At 61.8% G+C, this 14,808-nt stretch carries 16 protein-coding genes and 3 pseudogenes; 9 read left to right on the top strand and 10 right to left on the bottom strand.

The window, feature by feature from the left end:
• The first annotated feature begins 9 nt into the window (after positions 1-9).
• The 4 genes from J3A71_RS04375 to J3A71_RS04360 all read left to right on the top strand — a co-directional run bounded on the left by J3A71_RS04375 (position 10) and on the right by J3A71_RS04360 (position 3,084).
• Positions 10-1,413 (top strand): TolC family protein, encoded by a 1,404-nt coding sequence (locus J3A71_RS04375; RefSeq protein ID WP_000078291.1) that lies wholly within the window; start codon positions 10-12, stop codon positions 1,411-1,413.
• Positions 1,414-1,506: 93 nt separating this feature from the next.
• On the top strand, positions 1,507-2,412 hold the full coding sequence (locus J3A71_RS04370; protein WP_000405670.1) for a LysR family transcriptional regulator: 906 nt from the start codon (positions 1,507-1,509) through the stop codon (positions 2,410-2,412).
• A gap of 32 nt (positions 2,413-2,444) precedes the next feature.
• Positions 2,445-2,708, top strand: coding sequence for an EexN family lipoprotein (locus tag J3A71_RS04365; RefSeq protein ID WP_000717310.1), 264 nt, complete (start codon positions 2,445-2,447; stop codon positions 2,706-2,708).
• 58 nt (positions 2,709-2,766) lie between these two features.
• Positions 2,767-3,084, top strand: coding sequence for a multidrug efflux SMR transporter (locus J3A71_RS04360; RefSeq protein WP_000539741.1), 318 nt, complete (start codon positions 2,767-2,769; stop codon positions 3,082-3,084).
• A 228-nt stretch (positions 3,085-3,312) separates the two neighbouring features.
• Here the strand turns inward: J3A71_RS04360 and J3A71_RS04355 are convergent.
• The 10 genes and pseudogenes from J3A71_RS04355 to J3A71_RS04310 all read right to left on the bottom strand — a co-directional run.
• A pseudogene (locus J3A71_RS04355) lies at positions 3,313-3,498 on the bottom strand (integrase core domain-containing protein); the annotation flags it as partial.
• Between the two features lie 95 nt (positions 3,499-3,593).
• Positions 3,594-3,857 (bottom strand): hypothetical protein, encoded by a 264-nt coding sequence (locus tag J3A71_RS04350; RefSeq protein ID WP_245353429.1) that lies wholly within the window; start codon positions 3,855-3,857, stop codon positions 3,594-3,596.
• A gap of 31 nt (positions 3,858-3,888) precedes the next feature.
• A pseudogene (locus J3A71_RS04345) lies at positions 3,889-4,782 on the bottom strand (IS66 family transposase); the annotation flags it as partial.
• 107 nt (positions 4,783-4,889) lie between these two features.
• Positions 4,890-5,645, bottom strand: a complete 756-nt coding sequence (gene istB, locus J3A71_RS04340; protein WP_019437637.1) for an IS21-like element ISPpu7 family helper ATPase IstB — start codon at positions 5,643-5,645, stop codon at positions 4,890-4,892.
• Between the two features lie 17 nt (positions 5,646-5,662).
• On the bottom strand, positions 5,663-7,177 hold the full coding sequence (gene istA / locus J3A71_RS04335) for an IS21-like element ISPpu7 family transposase (protein ID WP_019437638.1): 1,515 nt from the start codon (positions 7,175-7,177) through the stop codon (positions 5,663-5,665).
• Between the two features lie 187 nt (positions 7,178-7,364).
• Positions 7,365-8,027 (bottom strand): annotated as a pseudogene (locus tag J3A71_RS04330) (IS66 family transposase zinc-finger binding domain-containing protein); the annotation flags it as partial.
• Between the two features lie 63 nt (positions 8,028-8,090).
• Complete coding sequence (tnpB, locus tag J3A71_RS31290; RefSeq protein WP_004575513.1) at positions 8,091-8,426, bottom strand: IS66 family insertion sequence element accessory protein TnpB; 336 nt, start codon at positions 8,424-8,426, stop codon at positions 8,091-8,093.
• Positions 8,423-8,743, bottom strand: coding sequence for a transposase (locus tag J3A71_RS04320; RefSeq protein WP_010954361.1), 321 nt, complete (start codon positions 8,741-8,743; stop codon positions 8,423-8,425). The genes tnpB and J3A71_RS04320 overlap by 4 nt, the downstream gene beginning before the upstream one ends.
• A 96-nt stretch (positions 8,744-8,839) precedes the next feature.
• Entirely contained in the window at positions 8,840-9,118 is a 279-nt protein-coding gene (locus J3A71_RS04315; protein WP_245353430.1) for a hypothetical protein, read from the bottom strand.
• Positions 9,119-9,399: 281 nt separating this feature from the next.
• Complete coding sequence (locus J3A71_RS04310; RefSeq protein WP_023093368.1) at positions 9,400-10,305, bottom strand: LysR family transcriptional regulator; 906 nt, start codon at positions 10,303-10,305, stop codon at positions 9,400-9,402.
• A 305-nt stretch (positions 10,306-10,610) separates the two neighbouring features.
• On the opposite strand from J3A71_RS04310, the gene J3A71_RS04305 reads away from it, so the two are divergent.
• From J3A71_RS04305 to J3A71_RS04285, 5 genes are read left to right on the top strand one after another with little or no spacing between them, the layout of a single operon-like run.
• Positions 10,611-12,608, top strand: a complete 1,998-nt coding sequence (locus J3A71_RS04305; RefSeq protein ID WP_001163195.1) for an IncP-type conjugal transfer protein TraG — start codon at positions 10,611-10,613, stop codon at positions 12,606-12,608.
• Positions 12,605-13,081: a ribbon-helix-helix protein, CopG family gene (locus J3A71_RS04300; RefSeq protein ID WP_000085131.1), complete on the top strand. Its 477-nt coding sequence runs from the start codon at positions 12,605-12,607 to the stop codon at positions 13,079-13,081. Before J3A71_RS04305 ends, J3A71_RS04300 begins: the two co-directional genes overlap by 4 nt.
• Positions 13,078-14,148 (top strand): P-type conjugative transfer ATPase TrbB, encoded by a 1,071-nt coding sequence (gene trbB, locus J3A71_RS04295; RefSeq protein ID WP_023093367.1) that lies wholly within the window; start codon positions 13,078-13,080, stop codon positions 14,146-14,148. Before J3A71_RS04300 ends, trbB begins: the two co-directional genes overlap by 4 nt.
• A complete protein-coding gene (locus J3A71_RS04290; RefSeq protein ID WP_000150010.1) occupies positions 14,145-14,531 on the top strand; it encodes a TrbC/VirB2 family protein in 387 nt (128 codons plus the stop codon). The genes trbB and J3A71_RS04290 overlap by 4 nt, the downstream gene beginning before the upstream one ends.
• Positions 14,528-14,797, top strand: coding sequence for a VirB3 family type IV secretion system protein (locus J3A71_RS04285; protein WP_003092280.1), 270 nt, complete (start codon positions 14,528-14,530; stop codon positions 14,795-14,797). Before J3A71_RS04290 ends, J3A71_RS04285 begins: the two co-directional genes overlap by 4 nt.
• Positions 14,798-14,808: the final 11 nt, after the last annotated feature.

Raw genomic sequence — 14,808 nt, 5'->3', positions numbered from 1 at the left:
GGAGCTGCCATGTCTCAAATTCTTGAACGCTATCGCCTCATTGCCATGATTTCTCCGCTACTGCTTCTTGCGGCCTGCAGCCATGCCCCGCACTCTGCCGATCCACCTCGCCTGGATGTACCGGCCCATTTCTCAAATGAAGAGGGAGGTGAAGGCATCTTGGACAAATCGTCCCGCCGTACTCTTCCCGTCGATTGGTGGACGGCCTACGGCGATCCGCACCTCAATGCCTTGGTCCGGGCGGCGCTGGAGCGCAATACCGAACTGACGATTGCGCGAGCGCGCGTGGACGAGGCATCGGCCGCCACGCGGCGAGCACGGGCCTCCCTGCTCCCCTCGTTGTCCGCGGGCACGCAGGCAACTCGAGGACGCGACTATTCAGAGAACGTTGCAATCGGCAATGATGGCCGCGCCACGTTGTCCGCATCGTGGGAGGCAGACCTGTCGGGACGGCTTTCGCAGGCAGCAGAAGGTGCGCGCCTGGATGCGGTGGCAGCCGAACAAGCGTGGGTTGCCACGCGGTGGCAGGTCGCGTTTGAAACAGTGTCGGCGGCTGTGCAGCAGCGCCAAGCCAGTGAGCTCGAAGCGCTAGCCGCGGCGCGGCTGGCATCCGCAGAACGACTCGTCTTGCTGATGCAACGGAAGTTCGAGGCCGGACAAGCTACCGGCTTCGACATCGAGCGTACCCGCGCCGGCGTCGTCGCACTGCGCGTGGAGCAAGAGCAACTGCGGCGTGCGCGCGGCGAGGCGACGCATGCACTCGATGTACTAGTGGGACAAACGCCCGGAGCGCCTGCAGCTTCCCCAACTCTTGCGTCGCTCGCCGTCCCGGACTGGACACCGACACGCATACCTGCGGACCTGCTGAGTGAGCGGCCCGACGTGCGCGCCGCCGAAGCGAAGTTCGCCGCCGAAACCGCGCGCTGGAACGCAGCCGAAGGCGAACGCTTCCCCAGGCTGGTGTTGGACCTGAGCGGCGGACGGCAGCGCGTAGAGAGTGTGGGAACCCGCATCACTGGAAACATTTTTTCACTTGGGGCCGGGGTGTCGTTGCCGATCTTCGATGGTGGCGCGATCCGTGCCGGCATCGAGACCGGAGAGGCGCGCAGCCGAGCTGCCCGTGCGGAGTTCGAGCGCACTTTGTTGAGTGCTTTGCAGGACGTAGAGAACGCATATCTCGGTTGGCATACGCAGCACGCAGCACTGGAGCATCAGGCCGAGGGTGTCGCAGTCGCGGAGCGTCAGCTCGATCGCAGCCGACGTCTGTTCGAGGCGGGACAAGTGGACGCCACGGTGGTGGCCGAGGCTGAGGCCGGGGTGCTGTCAGCGCAGGCTTCGCTGATCCGCACGCGGGCCGAGACAGCCATGCAATGGGGCGTCCTGGCAAAAGCATTATCCGGCTCTCCTGTTTGATCGCAGAAACATGCTGGAGCAGCTTGCGAAGGCTAGCTAAATAGCGTGACGCAAGGCGAAGGTGGTGAGGCCTGAGTGATGAGGAATGCGAACATGGAAATTCGACACCTGCGCTACTTTCTGGCGGTGGCAGAGGAGCTGCACTTTGCCCGAGCCGCAGAGCGCCTCCACATAGAGACATCGCCGCTGTCGCGCGCCATCAAGGAACTTGAGGAAGAGTTGGGCGTAGCGCTATTTGCGAGAACCACTCGGAGCACCCGCTTGACTCGTGCGGGCAGGCTCTTCTTTGAGAGCGTGCCGCGTGTCTTCGCAGCTTTGCAGCAGGCGCGCGACAGTGTGAACGCCGCAGCCAATGGCTTTCATTGCCAGCTCCGTATTGCATTGTCTGATGGAATCACGCCATCGCGCCTGCCTGCGTTGTTGGCGCTCTGCCGGCAGGAAGAGCCGGAAGTGGAAGTTCGCTTCTTCGAGGTGCCTTTGGCACAGCAAATCAAGGGATTGTGTGGCGAACTGTACGATCTCGGCTTCGCTCAATCGGATGAAGTCGGCGAAGGCATCATCGCCGTGCCGGTGTGGAGTGACCCTCTGATGGTAGCTGTGCCCGCACGGCACCCCTTGCTATCCCACAAACAGATTCCCCTAGAAGAGCTGTTGCGGTATCCGCTGGTGCTCTGCGACGCGGTGGCGTGTGAGGGCCATGCTCGGCAAGTTGAACGGGTGCTACGTCGCGTGGACATAGAGCCACTGATTGCCGAACGCGTGACTTCCAGCGATCTAATGATGGTCCTGGTTTCGGCGGGACTTGCACTAGGCCTCACAGGAGGCGCGCATATCACAGCCAGCAGGGAACAGGGGGTGGTCGCACGGCCGCTGACTGGACGTTCGCCAATGCTCACGACCTATCTACTACGGCCGGCCAGCGAGCCGTCAGAAATGCTGACTCGCTTCATGGAACGCGTTCATTCGATCAAATCTCCAGATGCCAAAGGTCGGCGGTAAACCATCACACAATCTCCCAAAGAAAATTAACCATGAAGAAGATTGCTCTCATATTGCTTTCCTCGACATTGGCAGCCTGCAGCCCATCTGGGAAACCAGATAAAGCCAACCTTCCGACAGTCGATGAATTAGCGCTCAATCCTGAGCGTCTGAAAGAGTTGCGCAAGCAATGCAAGTTGGATCGACCAATGCTGGGCGACCAACTATGTAACCGGGTTGCCGAGGCTACGCGAAAGCGCTTTTACGAAGATGGCGATGTGCCCCACACCACGCCTAAAGAGCCGCCGAAGTTCTAAGCTGGTGGTCATGCCGGAGTATGTATGCCGGATATGAAAAATTTGAAGGAGAATCGCAATGGGTTGGATCTATCTTGTTTTGGCTGGATTGTTTGAAATCGGATGGCCGGTCGGGCTGAAAATGGCGCAAGAGCCAACATCGCGTTGGAGTGGGGTCGCAGTAGCCGTCTCTTTCATGACAATTAGCGGCGCCTTCCTATGGCTTGCTCAGCGTCAGATACCGATTGGGACTGCTTATGCGGTGTGGACGGGTATCGGAGCGGCGGGAACTTTCTTAGTCGGAATTCATTTCTATGGCGACCCAACCTCCCTGATGCGATACCTTGGCGTGGCGTTGATCATCCTGGGCGTTATCACGCTCAAGTTATCGAGTTGATCGCTAGCTCCATTGGTAGCGTAGTCGCTAGGCGACCCAGCTCCCAGAGTGGATCGGGCGCTGGGAACTCGTACGGTCACCTCCTCTCTCTAGTCGCTATGTGACGAGCTTGCCGGCGCCTCGGGAGAGTTCGAGCCAGTGCGCGTAAGGCGGTGGGAGCACCCATTCCGGGTGGCTCCACCTTCAGTGCCTGCGCCAAGGTGACCTGAGTACGAACTTTGTAGCCAGTCAGGCAGTGAGTTCGGAGGGGATGCTATCGGATTGGATCCAGTTGCGCCGGATCGTCGCCGGCGGTTTGTAAGCATGCGCGCTATGCGGCCGCTGCTCGTTGTAGAACTGTCGCCAACGTTCGATCAGCACCTTCGCTTCGGTCCGACTGCGGAACCATTCGCGGTTGAGCAGTTCGTCGCCCATCGTTGCCTGCGAAGTCAGGACCAGCAGAATCCTGAGGGGAGTTCTCATCATGGTTTTCTCCGTTCAGACGCTTGGGATCAAGCGGCCGGAGACCACTACGCCTGCTTGGCTTTGCGCGCTGCCTCGACCAAGCTGTCGAGCCAGTCCTGATGGCCGTTGATCATCGGGTTGGGTTTGGCGTTGTGCAGCTCCTCGGCCGGTTTGCCCTTCTGAGTTTCCTGCGTGAGGATGCGCACGCGCCTGCCGTCCAGGTTCTCAACCAGCCAGGCGTGATGCACATCCAGGCGCGTATCTGTGCCTTCCTCGCCGGACCAGCCGTGCCAGGCCACGCGGCCGGGTTGCCCATCCGCAGGTGGCACGTAAGCGTCCGGCGAACTCACCTTGCGTAAGTCAGGCCGGCACCCACTGATGCGGCAGCAACTGTCCGATCTCACTGGCCCGTTGGGTCGGCAGCCGCGTCAGCACATCTTTGAGATAGGCATACGGATCATGCCCATTCATGCGCGCCGACTGGATCAAACTCATGATTGCCGCAGCCCGCTTACCGCTGCGCAGGGATCCCGCAAATAACCAGTTCGAGCGCCCGAGTGCCCATGGCCGTATCTGGTTTTCGACCTGGTTGTTGTCGATGGGCACAGCCCCATCATCCAGGTAGCGCGTCAGCGCTACCCAGCGTTTCAGGCTGTAATCGAGGGCTTTGGCCGTGGCTGATCCATTGGGCACCAGGTCTCGCTGAGCCAACATCCAGTCATGCAGTTTTTTGAGGATCGGCACCGCCAATTCTTGTCGTATTCGCCAGCGCTCTTCATCACTCATGTCCCGCGCCTGACGTTCGACCTCGTACAAGCCGCTGATCGAGTGCAGGGCCTGTTCAGCCAGCTGACTTTTGTTCGCCACGTGCAAATCAAAGAACTTGCGCCGGGCGTGGGCCATGCAGCCGATTTCAGTGATGCCTTGTTCGAAACCGGCTTTGTAGCCAGCGAAGTCGTCGCAGACCAACTTGCCGTTCCAGTCACCCAGGAAGTTGCGCGCATGTTCGCCAGCACGGCTTGGGCTGAAGTCGTAAACCACCGCTTTGAGCCCTGAAAACGGCGTCGTGCTGTACGCCCAGACATAGGCCCGGTGGGTTTTCTTCTCGCCTGGCGCAAGCATTTGCACCGGTGTCTCATCAGCGTGGATCACGCCCTGGTTCAGCACCGCTTCACGCAGCGCATCAACTAGCGGCTGAAGTCTCACGCCAGTTTGTCCGACCCATTGCGCCAAGGTCGAACGAGCAATTGCCAGTCTGCGGATTCCACGCCATTCGGACACTCAGCCCACGCTGATCCGGACACCTGTTCCACGCTCATTCGGACAGGCAGTCGGAGCGCAGCGACGCAGGGGTGGCATTGTTAGTCCGGGTTGGCTGGCGTCGTCAATTTCTGCGTCCGTTTGCGCATTGATTCACCCTTCAGATTGATCCGATAAGCGTTGTGCACCAGGCGGTCGAGGATGGCATCGGCCAGGGTCGGATCGCCGATCAGTTCGTGCCAGTTGTCCACCGGCATCTGGCTGGTGACGATGGTCGAGCGCTGGCCGTAACGGTCGTCCAGTAGCTCCAGCATGTCGCGCCGTTGCTCGCCGGTGAACGGGGCCAGGCCCCAGTCGTCGAGGATCAGCAGGTCGGTCTTGGCGTAGCTGCTCATCAGCTTGGCGAAGCGGCCGTCGCCATGGGCCAGACCCAGTTCTTCCAGCAAACGTGGCAGGCGCAGGTAGCGCACGCTGTAGCCCTCCCGGCAGGCCTGGTGGGCCAGGGCGCAGGCCAGCCAGGTTTTACCGACACCGGTGGGGCCGCCGATGATCAGGTTGAGGCCGTCGCGCAGCCACTGACCACTGCTCAGTTGCAGGATCAGCGCCTTATCCAGTCCGCGCGGGCTGCGGTAGTCGATGTCTTCGAGGCAGGCGTTGTGCTTGAGCCGGGCCTGGCGCAGGCGGCTGCTCAGGCGCTTGTCATCGCGTTCGGTCAGCTCGCGGTCGACCAGCAGGCCGAGGCGTTCTTCGAAGCTCAGGCTGTCGATGTCCGGGGTTTTCAGTTGTTCATTCAGCGCCTTGAGCATGCCGTGCAGGCGCAGGGTTTGCAGCTTGTCCAGGGTCGGATGGGGCAGCATGGTGGGATTCCTTGGGGTCAGTGGTAGTAGGCGGATCCGCGCAGGTTGGCGTGGTCGTCCGGTAGTAGCGGCAGGTTGGTTTGAGCTAGCGGCAGGTTTTCCAGCCCCTGGCGCAGGATCGATTCGAGGCTCTTGTAGCTGCACGTGCCGAGGCTGATGGCGCGACGGCAGGCCAACTCCAGACGCGCCTCACCGTGGGTTTTACCCAGGCGCAGGATGCCCAGGCAGGCCCGGTAGCCCTGCTGCGGATGGATGCGCCGTTCGAGGATGTGCCGGATCACGCCGGCGGTGTTCGGCCCGGTCTGCTCGGCCCAGCGGATCAGCCGTTGCGGCGTCCACTCGGCATGCTCGCGATGGCTCTTGGGCATGTGCTCGGCCTGCGTGCTGTGCCTGCCCTTGTGCATTGAGCGCAGGTGGCTGGCCACTCGCTGGTTGGCGTGGAAAAACTCGACGGTGCGCGCCGTCAGGCGCACCTCCAGCTGCTTCTTCACCAGTTGATACGGCACCGAGTAGTAATGCCCATCGACCTCGACGTGGTAGTCGATGTGCACCCGCGCCTTCTTCCACTCGGCGTAGACGTAGGGTTGCTCCGGCAGGGGGCGCAGCGCCGGACGATCCAGGCTGTCGAAGGCCGACTGCCGGGAGCCCGGCAGCTTCTTGAACGGGCGTTGGTTGAGCCGCTCCAGCAGCCCGGCGATGGCCGTGTTGAGTTCATCCAGGGAGAAGAACTGCCGATTCCTCAGTGCGGCGAGGATCCAACGCTCGACCACCTGCACGCCGACTTCGGCCTTGGCCTTGTCGCGCGGTTTGCGTGCCCGCGCCGGCACCACCGCCACGCCATAGTGCTCGGCCAGATCGCGGTAGCTCGGGTTGATGTCCGGCTCGTAGCGGTGACTCTTGCTCACCGCGCTGCGCAGGTTGTCCGGCACCACGATCTCCGGCACGCCGCCGAGGAAGGCGAAGCAGCGGGCATGGGAGCCTAGCCAGTCCGGCAGCTGCTGCGACCAGGTGGCTTCGGCGAAGGTGTAGCTGGACGCGCCGAGCACCGCGACGAACACCTGCGCCTGGCGGATCTCGCCGCTGTGGCGATCGATAACCGGCACCGTCTGGCCGGCATAGTCGACGAACAGCTTCTCGCCGACGCGGTGCTCCTGACGCATCACCACGTCCAACTTGCCCTGCCAGGCTCGGTAGTGCTCACAGAACCAGCTGTACTGAAAGCCCTGAGGCTGGCTCAGGCGGTACTCCTGCCAGAGCAGCGCCAGGGTCACCCCGGGGCGGCGCAGTTCGGCATGCACCCATGCCCAATCGGGTAAAGGCCGCTTCTCACTGGCAACCGCCGGGGCCGGCGGGAACAGTTGCTGCTCCAACTCGGCATCGGACAACGAACAGGGCCAGGTGAGGCCGCTGGCGGCAAAACGGCAGAGGTAATCACCGGCACTGCTGTGGCCAATGCCCAGGCTGCGGGCGATCTTGCGCACGGACAGGCCGCAGTCGAACTTGAGGCGTAACACCTCTCGGATTTTACGCATGGATAAACGCTCCACAACGACCTCTCTGCTTCGAAAAAGAGATCGATGGTAGTGAATAAATCCTGCGTGGCTGCCTGCCAGAAAAGTGTCCGGATGACCGTGGAGTCGGTGTCCGGATGCTCGTGGAATGAGTGTCCGGATCAGCGTGGAATCACTGTCCGGATGCGCGTGGAATGGGTGTCCGAGTCAGCGTGGAATCCGCAGCCAGTCCGGCGCGACCAAAGATTTTCTCCTGCCGGTACAGTGGCAAGTGATCGGCAAACTTGGCCACCATCACGTGGGCCAACAAACCTGTGGTCGGGATACCTTTGTCGATAACCTGGGCTGGCACCGGGGCCTGGATCAGGGTTTCGCACTGGCGACAGGCCCATTTGCCCCGCACATGTTGCTCGACGGTAAACACGCCCGGCGTGTAATCCAGCTTCTCGCTGACGTCTTCGCCGATGCGTTGAAGTTGGCAGCCACAGACGCACTGGGTGTTTTCGGGTTCGTGACGAATCACCGTGCGTGGAAACTGCGGCGGCAAAGGCGCACGTTTCGGGGATTGTCGTGGTTCGGCCTGTGGCGCATCTGGGAGAAGCTGTTTTAGCTCGGCCTCGATAGCTTCAAGGTCTGTGTCGAGCAGGTCATCCAGCAAGCTGCTTTGCGCCGGGCTGATTTGCTCGCTGCGCTTGGCAAACTTGTGCCGTTTGAGCAGGGCGATTTCGAACTTGAACTGTTCGATGAGGATTTCATCGTTCTGAATCTTCCTGCTCATCGCCTCGACCTGGGATTGCAATTGCAACGCCTGTGCCGCCAAGGCACGAAGCTGTTCCGGGGTCATCTGGTCGAGGTTGGGCGAGAAAGTCATGCCGCCGATTGTGCCAGAGCAGGCGCGGGGCGACGACAAGTAGACCGGCCAAATGGCCGGCGTTTACAGCATGCTAATCACACCGCCTGCACCGACGCGCTGCCACGGCAGGCCCAGCACCAACGCCTGGAGTTGTTCGCTGTCGAGTTCGACCTCGCAGCCGTGGCGAATGCCGGGCCAGTGGAACTTGCCTTGGTTCAGTCGACGCGCTGCCAGCCAGACACCGACGCCATCGTGCACCAGCACTTTCATCCGGTTAGCCCGGCGATTGGCGAACAGATAAGCGCAGTGCGGCTTCGCCGCACCGAACACCGCAATCACCCGGGCTAATGCTGTCTCGGTGCCAGCGCGCATGTCCATCGGCTCGGTGGCCAGCCAGATGGCATCGATGCGGATCATTGAGCGAAAGCCCGAATAAATTGCGCACAACCCTCGGGATCCGAGGCTGGCCATTTCACCGTGATCACTTGCCCGGCCACGGGCAACTCGATGATCACTGACGCTTCGACTGGCCGTTTAGGTGCGGCTTTTAGCGGGACGAAAGCTGGTAGTGAAGCCGCTGCGGGCTGATCTCGATAGAGCGGCAGCCATTTGCGGATGACGTTGGCATTGATGCCGTGGTTGATGGCGACACTGGACACGGTTGCGCCAGGTTGCAGGCATTCCTGAACGACCTGGGCTTTGAACGGTTTCGGATAAGAGCTTCGTTGGCGCATAGAAATCCTGGCGATAAGGGTGATCGCGTCCGCTTAAAAATACGCGGACACCATCGCCCTTAATGCTGGAGTTCGGAAGGTGAGTTCGCCGGACGCTTACGGTGGCACGTATTCGTTGCACTGCCCCTCTACCGGGAAGCCGAAGGTCTCGAAGTAAAACCGATCGCCGTCGGCCAGTACCGGGCCTTTGCCGTCATGAAAGCACACGTTAGCCGAGTTGGCGTAGTAGCTTGGCCACAGCGATGGTGTGACGAGTAGAGGCCATACGTCGGCCGCGCTCAAGCCGGCGGCGATGATCTCATTGGAGGCGAAATTCTCAGTAAAGCCCGGCGTGTAGCCTTCGGGCCAGAGGATGGCGTTCTGTTGCTTGCTCATATCGAAGCTCCTTCACAAAATGTCGATGACGCAACAGGGGTGGCTGCGTCATTCAAGTGGTCATGGAGCAAATCATGAGCCTCCATCTGCAATAAGTGAAATCCTAAGTTTCTATTTTTGATATCATAAAATATGATATCAAGGCCTAGGTTCTGCCATCCACCGACTAGGCTATCTCGCAGCGGCGCTACGAAAGGGCGCGTCTCCAATTGAGCCGACTGATTGCTTATTTGTAGTGCGAGGTAGAGTTGTGCTGAGCATGACGATAGGAGCGATCTTGCCTACTTGTTGTTAGCACAGGAAGTGAACAGCAGTGCTCGTATCCAGCGATGTGCTGGATCGTGATGGGTGCGTTCGTGCCAAGCAGCCGTCTTGGTGAACCCCGGTATCTTCACCGGCGGCAGGGAGATAGCCAGCTTGTCCATACCGGCGACCAAGCGGCTCGGCAAGATCGCAACCATGTCACTGGCACGCAGGATGTCTGGCAAGATCAGAAAGCTCTTGACCGACAGTGTGACGCTGCGTCGTTTGCCCAACTGTTCTAGCGCATCGTCGGTGACGCCGCGGAAACCTCCACCATCGTAGGAAACAAGCGCATGGTCGAGAGCACAGAACTGTTTAACGGTCAGCTTGCGCCCCATAGCCGCAGGATGGTCTTCCCGCAGGACACACACATAGTGTTCCTTGAACAGCTCTCGGGCATGCAGATTTGGCGGAGTGATCTCTGGCGTCAGGAGGGCTAAATCGATCTGACCGCGCTCAAGCTGGTTCTGTAGCTGCCCGCTCTCGACTGGCACTAATGAGACTCGTACACGCGGTGCGTGCCGTTTAAGTGCCGATAGAAATGGGACAGCAACGGCACGCAGCGCATAGTCCGTCGCGGCGATGGAGAAGGTCAGTTGTGCGGTGGCCGGATTGAAGGAAGGTGGCTGGAGCAGCGCGTCGATTTCGGCGAGCACCTGCTTGACAGGCATCCCTAGATCCAGCGCCCGCTGCGTTGGAACGATACCCCGCTGCGAGCGCGCGAAAAGCGGGTCACCGAAGCTCTCGCGCAACCGCGTCAGCATGCCACTCAAGGCCGGCTGGGTTAGTCCCAGACGGGCCGCCGCCCGTGTCACATTGCGTTCGTCTAACAATGCGTCCAGCGCCTTGAGCAAGTTGAGATCCATACTCTTGATATTTTTCATTTTTATTCCAATCTTAAATATCATCGTTTTTCATGATATCTAAATATTGCCTATGAGTGGAAGCAAGGCCCATTGACGGCTTTTTTTGGGTAACTTGCTTGGAACTCTGTATGCGCCGCAGTGCGCTTTCGCTTGCGGCGCTTTTCTTTGACTCGCCACCGCGCTCATTCTTTCTTTTCCCTCGACCATTGTGCTGCGAACGGTCTTTGACCGGCACTAGCCCAGAACCGATCCTGACGCCTGCGACACCCCCTGTGCAACGCTTTCAATGAGACACCAGCGCAGGAGAAATCGGAGGACAGGTCATGCAAGGGACGAACGTTCTGTTCGGCCAGATCGCTGTGGTAATCGGCATCGTGATCGCCGGCGTCTGGGGCGCCACACAATGGACAGCAGCGACCCTTGGCTATCAAGTACGCCTCGGATCGCCCTGGTTCGATCTTCTAGGTGTACCGGTTTATCACCCGTGGCGCTTGTTCGAATGGTGGTTCTTCTTTGATGCCTACGCGCCGCACGTCTTCGACACAGGCGGTGCGATTGCGGGTGGTAGCGGTTTGTTCGCTTTACTCGTCGCCATCGCCATGTCGGTATGGCGTTCTCGGCAGTCGCGGCTGGTTACGACTTATGGTTCGGCACGCTGGGCCGATGCCGTCGACATCCGCAAAGCTGGACTGACCCTCCCGGCGGGCGTCTTCCTCGGCCAACACGACGACCAATACCTCCGACATGAGGGGCCGGAACATGTCCTGAGCTTCGCACCCACGCGCTCGGGCAAGGGCGTGGGCTTGGTGGTGCCTACGTTGCTTTCGTGGCCGGCGTCCGCCGTCATTCACGACATTAAGGGAGAGAACTGGAAGATCACGGCGGGCTGGCGTTCGCGCTTTTCGCACTGCCTGCTTTTCAACCCCACCGATAGGCAGTCGGCCGCCTACAACCCGCTGCTTGAAGTCCGGCGCGGCGCACATGAAGTGCGCGACGTGCAGAACATCGCCGACATTCTGGTTGACCCTGAAGGTGCGTTAGAGAAGCGCAATCATTGGGAGAAGACCAGCCACGCGCTACTGGTCGGTGCAATCTTGCATGTTCTGTACGCAGGCGAGGACAAGACGCTGCGCGGCGTCGCCAACTTCCTCAGCGACCCGGCGTGTCCGTTCGAGCTGACGCTGCACCGGATGATGACGACGAAGCACCTGGGCGATGCGCCTCACCCGGTTGTCGCATCCGCTGCCCGCGAAGTGCTCAACAAGTCGGACAACGAGCGATCGGGCGTGCTCTCCACCGCCATGTCGTTTCTCGGCCTGTACCGCGACCCGACCGTGGCCGAAGTCACATCGCGCTGCGATTGGCGCATCGCCGACCTGATTTCCGCCGAGCACCCGGTATCGCTCTATCTGGTGGTGCCGCCCTCCGACATAAGCCGCACCAAGCCGCTGATCCGGCTCATCTTGAACCAGATCGGGCGGCGGCTGACCGAATCGCTCGACGGCAGCGATGGCATCGCGCGCCGGCACAAGCTGCTGCTGATGCTGGACGAGTTTCCGGCGCTGGGTCGCCTCGATTTTTTCGAGTCCGCGCTTGCCTTCATGGCCGGCTACGGCATCCGCAGCTTTCTCATCGCTCAAAGCCTGAACCAGATCGACAAGGCGTATGGGCAGAACCATTCCATCCTCGACAACTGCCATGTCCGGGTGACTTTCGCCACCAACGACGAAAGGACGGCGAAAAGGATTTCCGAAACCCTCGGCACCGCCACCGAGCTTCGCGCGCAGCGCAACTACGCGGGCCACCGCCTCGCTCCGTGGCTGGGGCACCTGATGGTGTCGCGTCAGGAAACTGCACGTCCGCTGCTGACGCCCGGCGAGGTGATGCAGCTTCCACCTGAGGACGCCGTAGTCATGGTGTCCAGCGTTGCCCCGATCCGCGCGAAGAAGCTGCGTTACTACGTCGACGCCAATTTCAAGGATCGCGTCCTGCCACCGCCCGTGCTCGCAGTCGGGAGGTACGCCGACGCGCCGCCAGCCCGCCCCGACGACTGGAGCGGCTTGGCGATCCCGGCCGTACCTACGGCGCCGACCTCGGTATCCGCCGATGGTCCGGGCGGCACCGATGACGGCGGCCCGCGCCGCCAGCTCGAACTCTCCGAAACCGTCGCCTACGAGCCCGAGTTGGACGCGTGTGCGAACGACCTGGAGCTGCTCGATGACGACGACCTGGCGCTCCCGCTTCCCGGCCAGCTCGACCCGGCCATGCAGCGCACGGCCCGGCTGGCTTCTCTCGACCCCAACGACGGAATCGACCTATGAGCCAATACCGCCTCAATCTTTTCATCCAGCCCGAGCACGCCAAGCGCCTGGATGAACTTGCCGCCAAGAAAGGCGTGTCCAAGTCCTCCATCGTCGCAGCGGCCTTGGCGTCCTGGCTGTCACCCGATGCGGGCGACCAGCGTGAGGCCGCCATTGCCAAGCGGCTGGATCGACTGTCGCGGCAGACCGAACGCATGGAGCGCGACCAGAACATCCAGATCGAAACGCTGGCGCTGTTCATCCGCTATTTCTTGACCATCAGCACGCCGGTGCCAGAAGCCCACAAGGACGCGGCCCGCGCCCAGGGCAAAGCGCGCTTCGAGCAGTTCGTCGAGCAGTTGGGTCGCCACCTGCTGCGTGGCCGCAGTCTGGTGCGCGACGTGGTGGAGGAACTGCACCCCGATCCGATGCGGATGGATGACGCAGCAGCGATGGCGTCCGCCGATGAGCGAGCTGCAGAGCGTGCGTCATGAGTGCCGTTCCGCAGATTCCGCCTGAATCTCGCTCATCCGCCGCGGCGTCCCAGGATCGCCGCATCCAGATGCTGCGCACGGCGATGGGGCCGCTGATCGCCGCTGCGCTCGAAGATCCGGATGTTGTGGAAATCATGCTCAACCCCGATCGCACCCTGTGGGTGGATCGGCTGTCGTCGGGTCGCTCGCCGCTGGGCGTGGAGATGCCCGAGGCCGATGGTGAACGCATCATCCGCCTGGTCGCCGCGCATGTCGGCGCGGAGGTGCATCGCGGCCAGCCGCTCTTGACCGCCGAGTTGCCGGAAACCGGCGAGCGTTTCGAGGGCATCCTGCCTCCGGCCGCCCCGGGGCCAGCCTTCGCGCTACGCAAGCGGGCCGTGAGCATCATCGGCCTGGATCGCTACGTGGCCGACGGCATCCTGACCGCCGGGCAGGCCGAGTTCCTGCGCCGCGCCGTGCGCGAGCGGCAGAACATCCTGATCGCCGGCGGCACCAGCACCGGCAAGACCACGCTGGCGAACGCGCTGCTGGCCGAGATCGCCGCCACAGGCGACCGCGTGCTGGTGCTCGAAGACACCATCGAGCTGCAATGCGCGGCCCGCGACCATGTGCCGCTGCGCACCCGCGCCGGCGTCGTCACAATGACCGAGCTGGTGCGGGCCACGATGCGCCTGCGGCCTGACCGCGTGATCGTCGGCGAAGTGCGTGGCGGCGAAGCCCTGGACTTGGTGAAGGTCTGGGGCACCGGCCACCCCGGCGGCATTGCCACCATCCATGCCGGCTCCGCCTTGGGCGCACTGCTGCGTCTGGAGCAACTGATCCTCGAAGTGGCAGTGAATCCGCCCCGCGCCCTGATCGCCGAGGCGGTCAACGTGGTGATTCACATCGCAGGCCGTGGCCGCAAACGTCACGTCGAAACCATCTCCCGTGTCGTCGGCTTCGACGGTGCGGGCTATCGCCTGACAGATGCGCTGGAAACGCCGTTTCCCGAGCTGCCGCCGGTTCCTCTTGCAGCCGCTGCCGCTGCGCCTTCCTCGACCCCTGACCAACCTGGAGAACTGCCATGACGCACGTTGATGCTTTCCGTCTTTCCGTAAATCCTATTTCTCGCCTGTCCAGCATGGCGCGGCTGCGCCACCTGGCCCGTCCCGCAGGGCAAGGGCTGCTGCTGGCCGCGCTGATGCTGTTGCTGGCGGGCACGGCGCAGGCCGCCGGTTCCTCGATGCCGTGGGAAGGGCCGCTGACCTCCATCCTCGAATCCATCCAAGGGCCAGTCGCCCGGATCGTGGCGGTGATCATCATCATCTCGACGGGGCTTGCGCTGGCGTTCGGTGATACCAGCGGCGGCTTTCGCAAGCTGATCCAGATCGTGTTCGGCCTGTCCATCGCGTTCGCCGCGTCCTCGTTCTTCCTGTCGTTCTTCAGCTTCTCCGGAGGGGCCGTCGTATGAGTAAGGCCACCGATCTTCCGGGCTTTGAAGTGCCGCTGCATCGCTCGCTGACCGAGCCGATCCTGCTGGGCGGTGCGCCGCGCACCGTGGCGATTGCCAACGGCACGCTAGCCGCCGCCGTCGGGCTGGGCCTGCAACTGTGGATTCCCGGCGTGGTGCTCTGGATCGTCGGCCACTCGCTGGCCGTATGGGGTGCGCGCGTCGATCCGCAGTTCATGCAGGTCTTCGCGCGGCATATCAAACACCGCCCGCTTCTGGACGTGTGAGGGGAGGACGC

This window comes from Pseudomonas sp. PvP089 (assembly GCF_017875165.1).
Lineage (GTDB): Bacteria > Pseudomonadota > Gammaproteobacteria > Pseudomonadales > Pseudomonadaceae > Aquipseudomonas > Aquipseudomonas fortuita.
Note: the sequence above shows the minus strand (reverse complement) of the source record. Positions and strands in the feature narration are given on the sequence as shown.

Bases quoted from the DNA above. Each gene is read 5' to 3' on its own strand.
- J3A71_RS04375 (WP_000078291.1), top strand. From the start codon at position 10: ATGTCTCAAATTCTTGAACGCTATCGCCTCATTGCCATGATTTCTCCG.
- J3A71_RS04370 (WP_000405670.1), top strand. From the start codon at position 1,507: ATGGAAATTCGACACCTGCGCTACTTTCTGGCGGTGGCAGAGGAGCTG.
- J3A71_RS04365 (WP_000717310.1), top strand. From the start codon at position 2,445: ATGAAGAAGATTGCTCTCATATTGCTTTCCTCGACATTGGCAGCCTGC.
- J3A71_RS04360 (WP_000539741.1), top strand. From the start codon at position 2,767: ATGGGTTGGATCTATCTTGTTTTGGCTGGATTGTTTGAAATCGGATGG.
- istB (WP_019437637.1), bottom strand. From the start codon at position 5,645: ATGCTGCCCCATCCGACCCTGGACAAGCTGCAAACCCTGCGCCTGCAC.
- istA (WP_019437638.1), bottom strand. From the start codon at position 7,177: ATGCGTAAAATCCGAGAGGTGTTACGCCTCAAGTTCGACTGCGGCCTG.
- tnpB (WP_004575513.1), bottom strand. From the start codon at position 8,426: ATGATCCGCATCGATGCCATCTGGCTGGCCACCGAGCCGATGGACATG.
- J3A71_RS04320 (WP_010954361.1), bottom strand. From the start codon at position 8,743: ATGCGCCAACGAAGCTCTTATCCGAAACCGTTCAAAGCCCAGGTCGTT.
- J3A71_RS04315 (WP_245353430.1), bottom strand. From the start codon at position 9,118: ATGAGCAAGCAACAGAACGCCATCCTCTGGCCCGAAGGCTACACGCCG.
- J3A71_RS04310 (WP_023093368.1), bottom strand. From the start codon at position 10,305: ATGAAAAATATCAAGAGTATGGATCTCAACTTGCTCAAGGCGCTGGAC.
- J3A71_RS04305 (WP_001163195.1), top strand. From the start codon at position 10,611: ATGCAAGGGACGAACGTTCTGTTCGGCCAGATCGCTGTGGTAATCGGC.
- J3A71_RS04300 (WP_000085131.1), top strand. From the start codon at position 12,605: ATGAGCCAATACCGCCTCAATCTTTTCATCCAGCCCGAGCACGCCAAG.
- trbB (WP_023093367.1), top strand. From the start codon at position 13,078: ATGAGTGCCGTTCCGCAGATTCCGCCTGAATCTCGCTCATCCGCCGCG.
- J3A71_RS04290 (WP_000150010.1), top strand. From the start codon at position 14,145: ATGACGCACGTTGATGCTTTCCGTCTTTCCGTAAATCCTATTTCTCGC.
- J3A71_RS04285 (WP_003092280.1), top strand. From the start codon at position 14,528: ATGAGTAAGGCCACCGATCTTCCGGGCTTTGAAGTGCCGCTGCATCGC.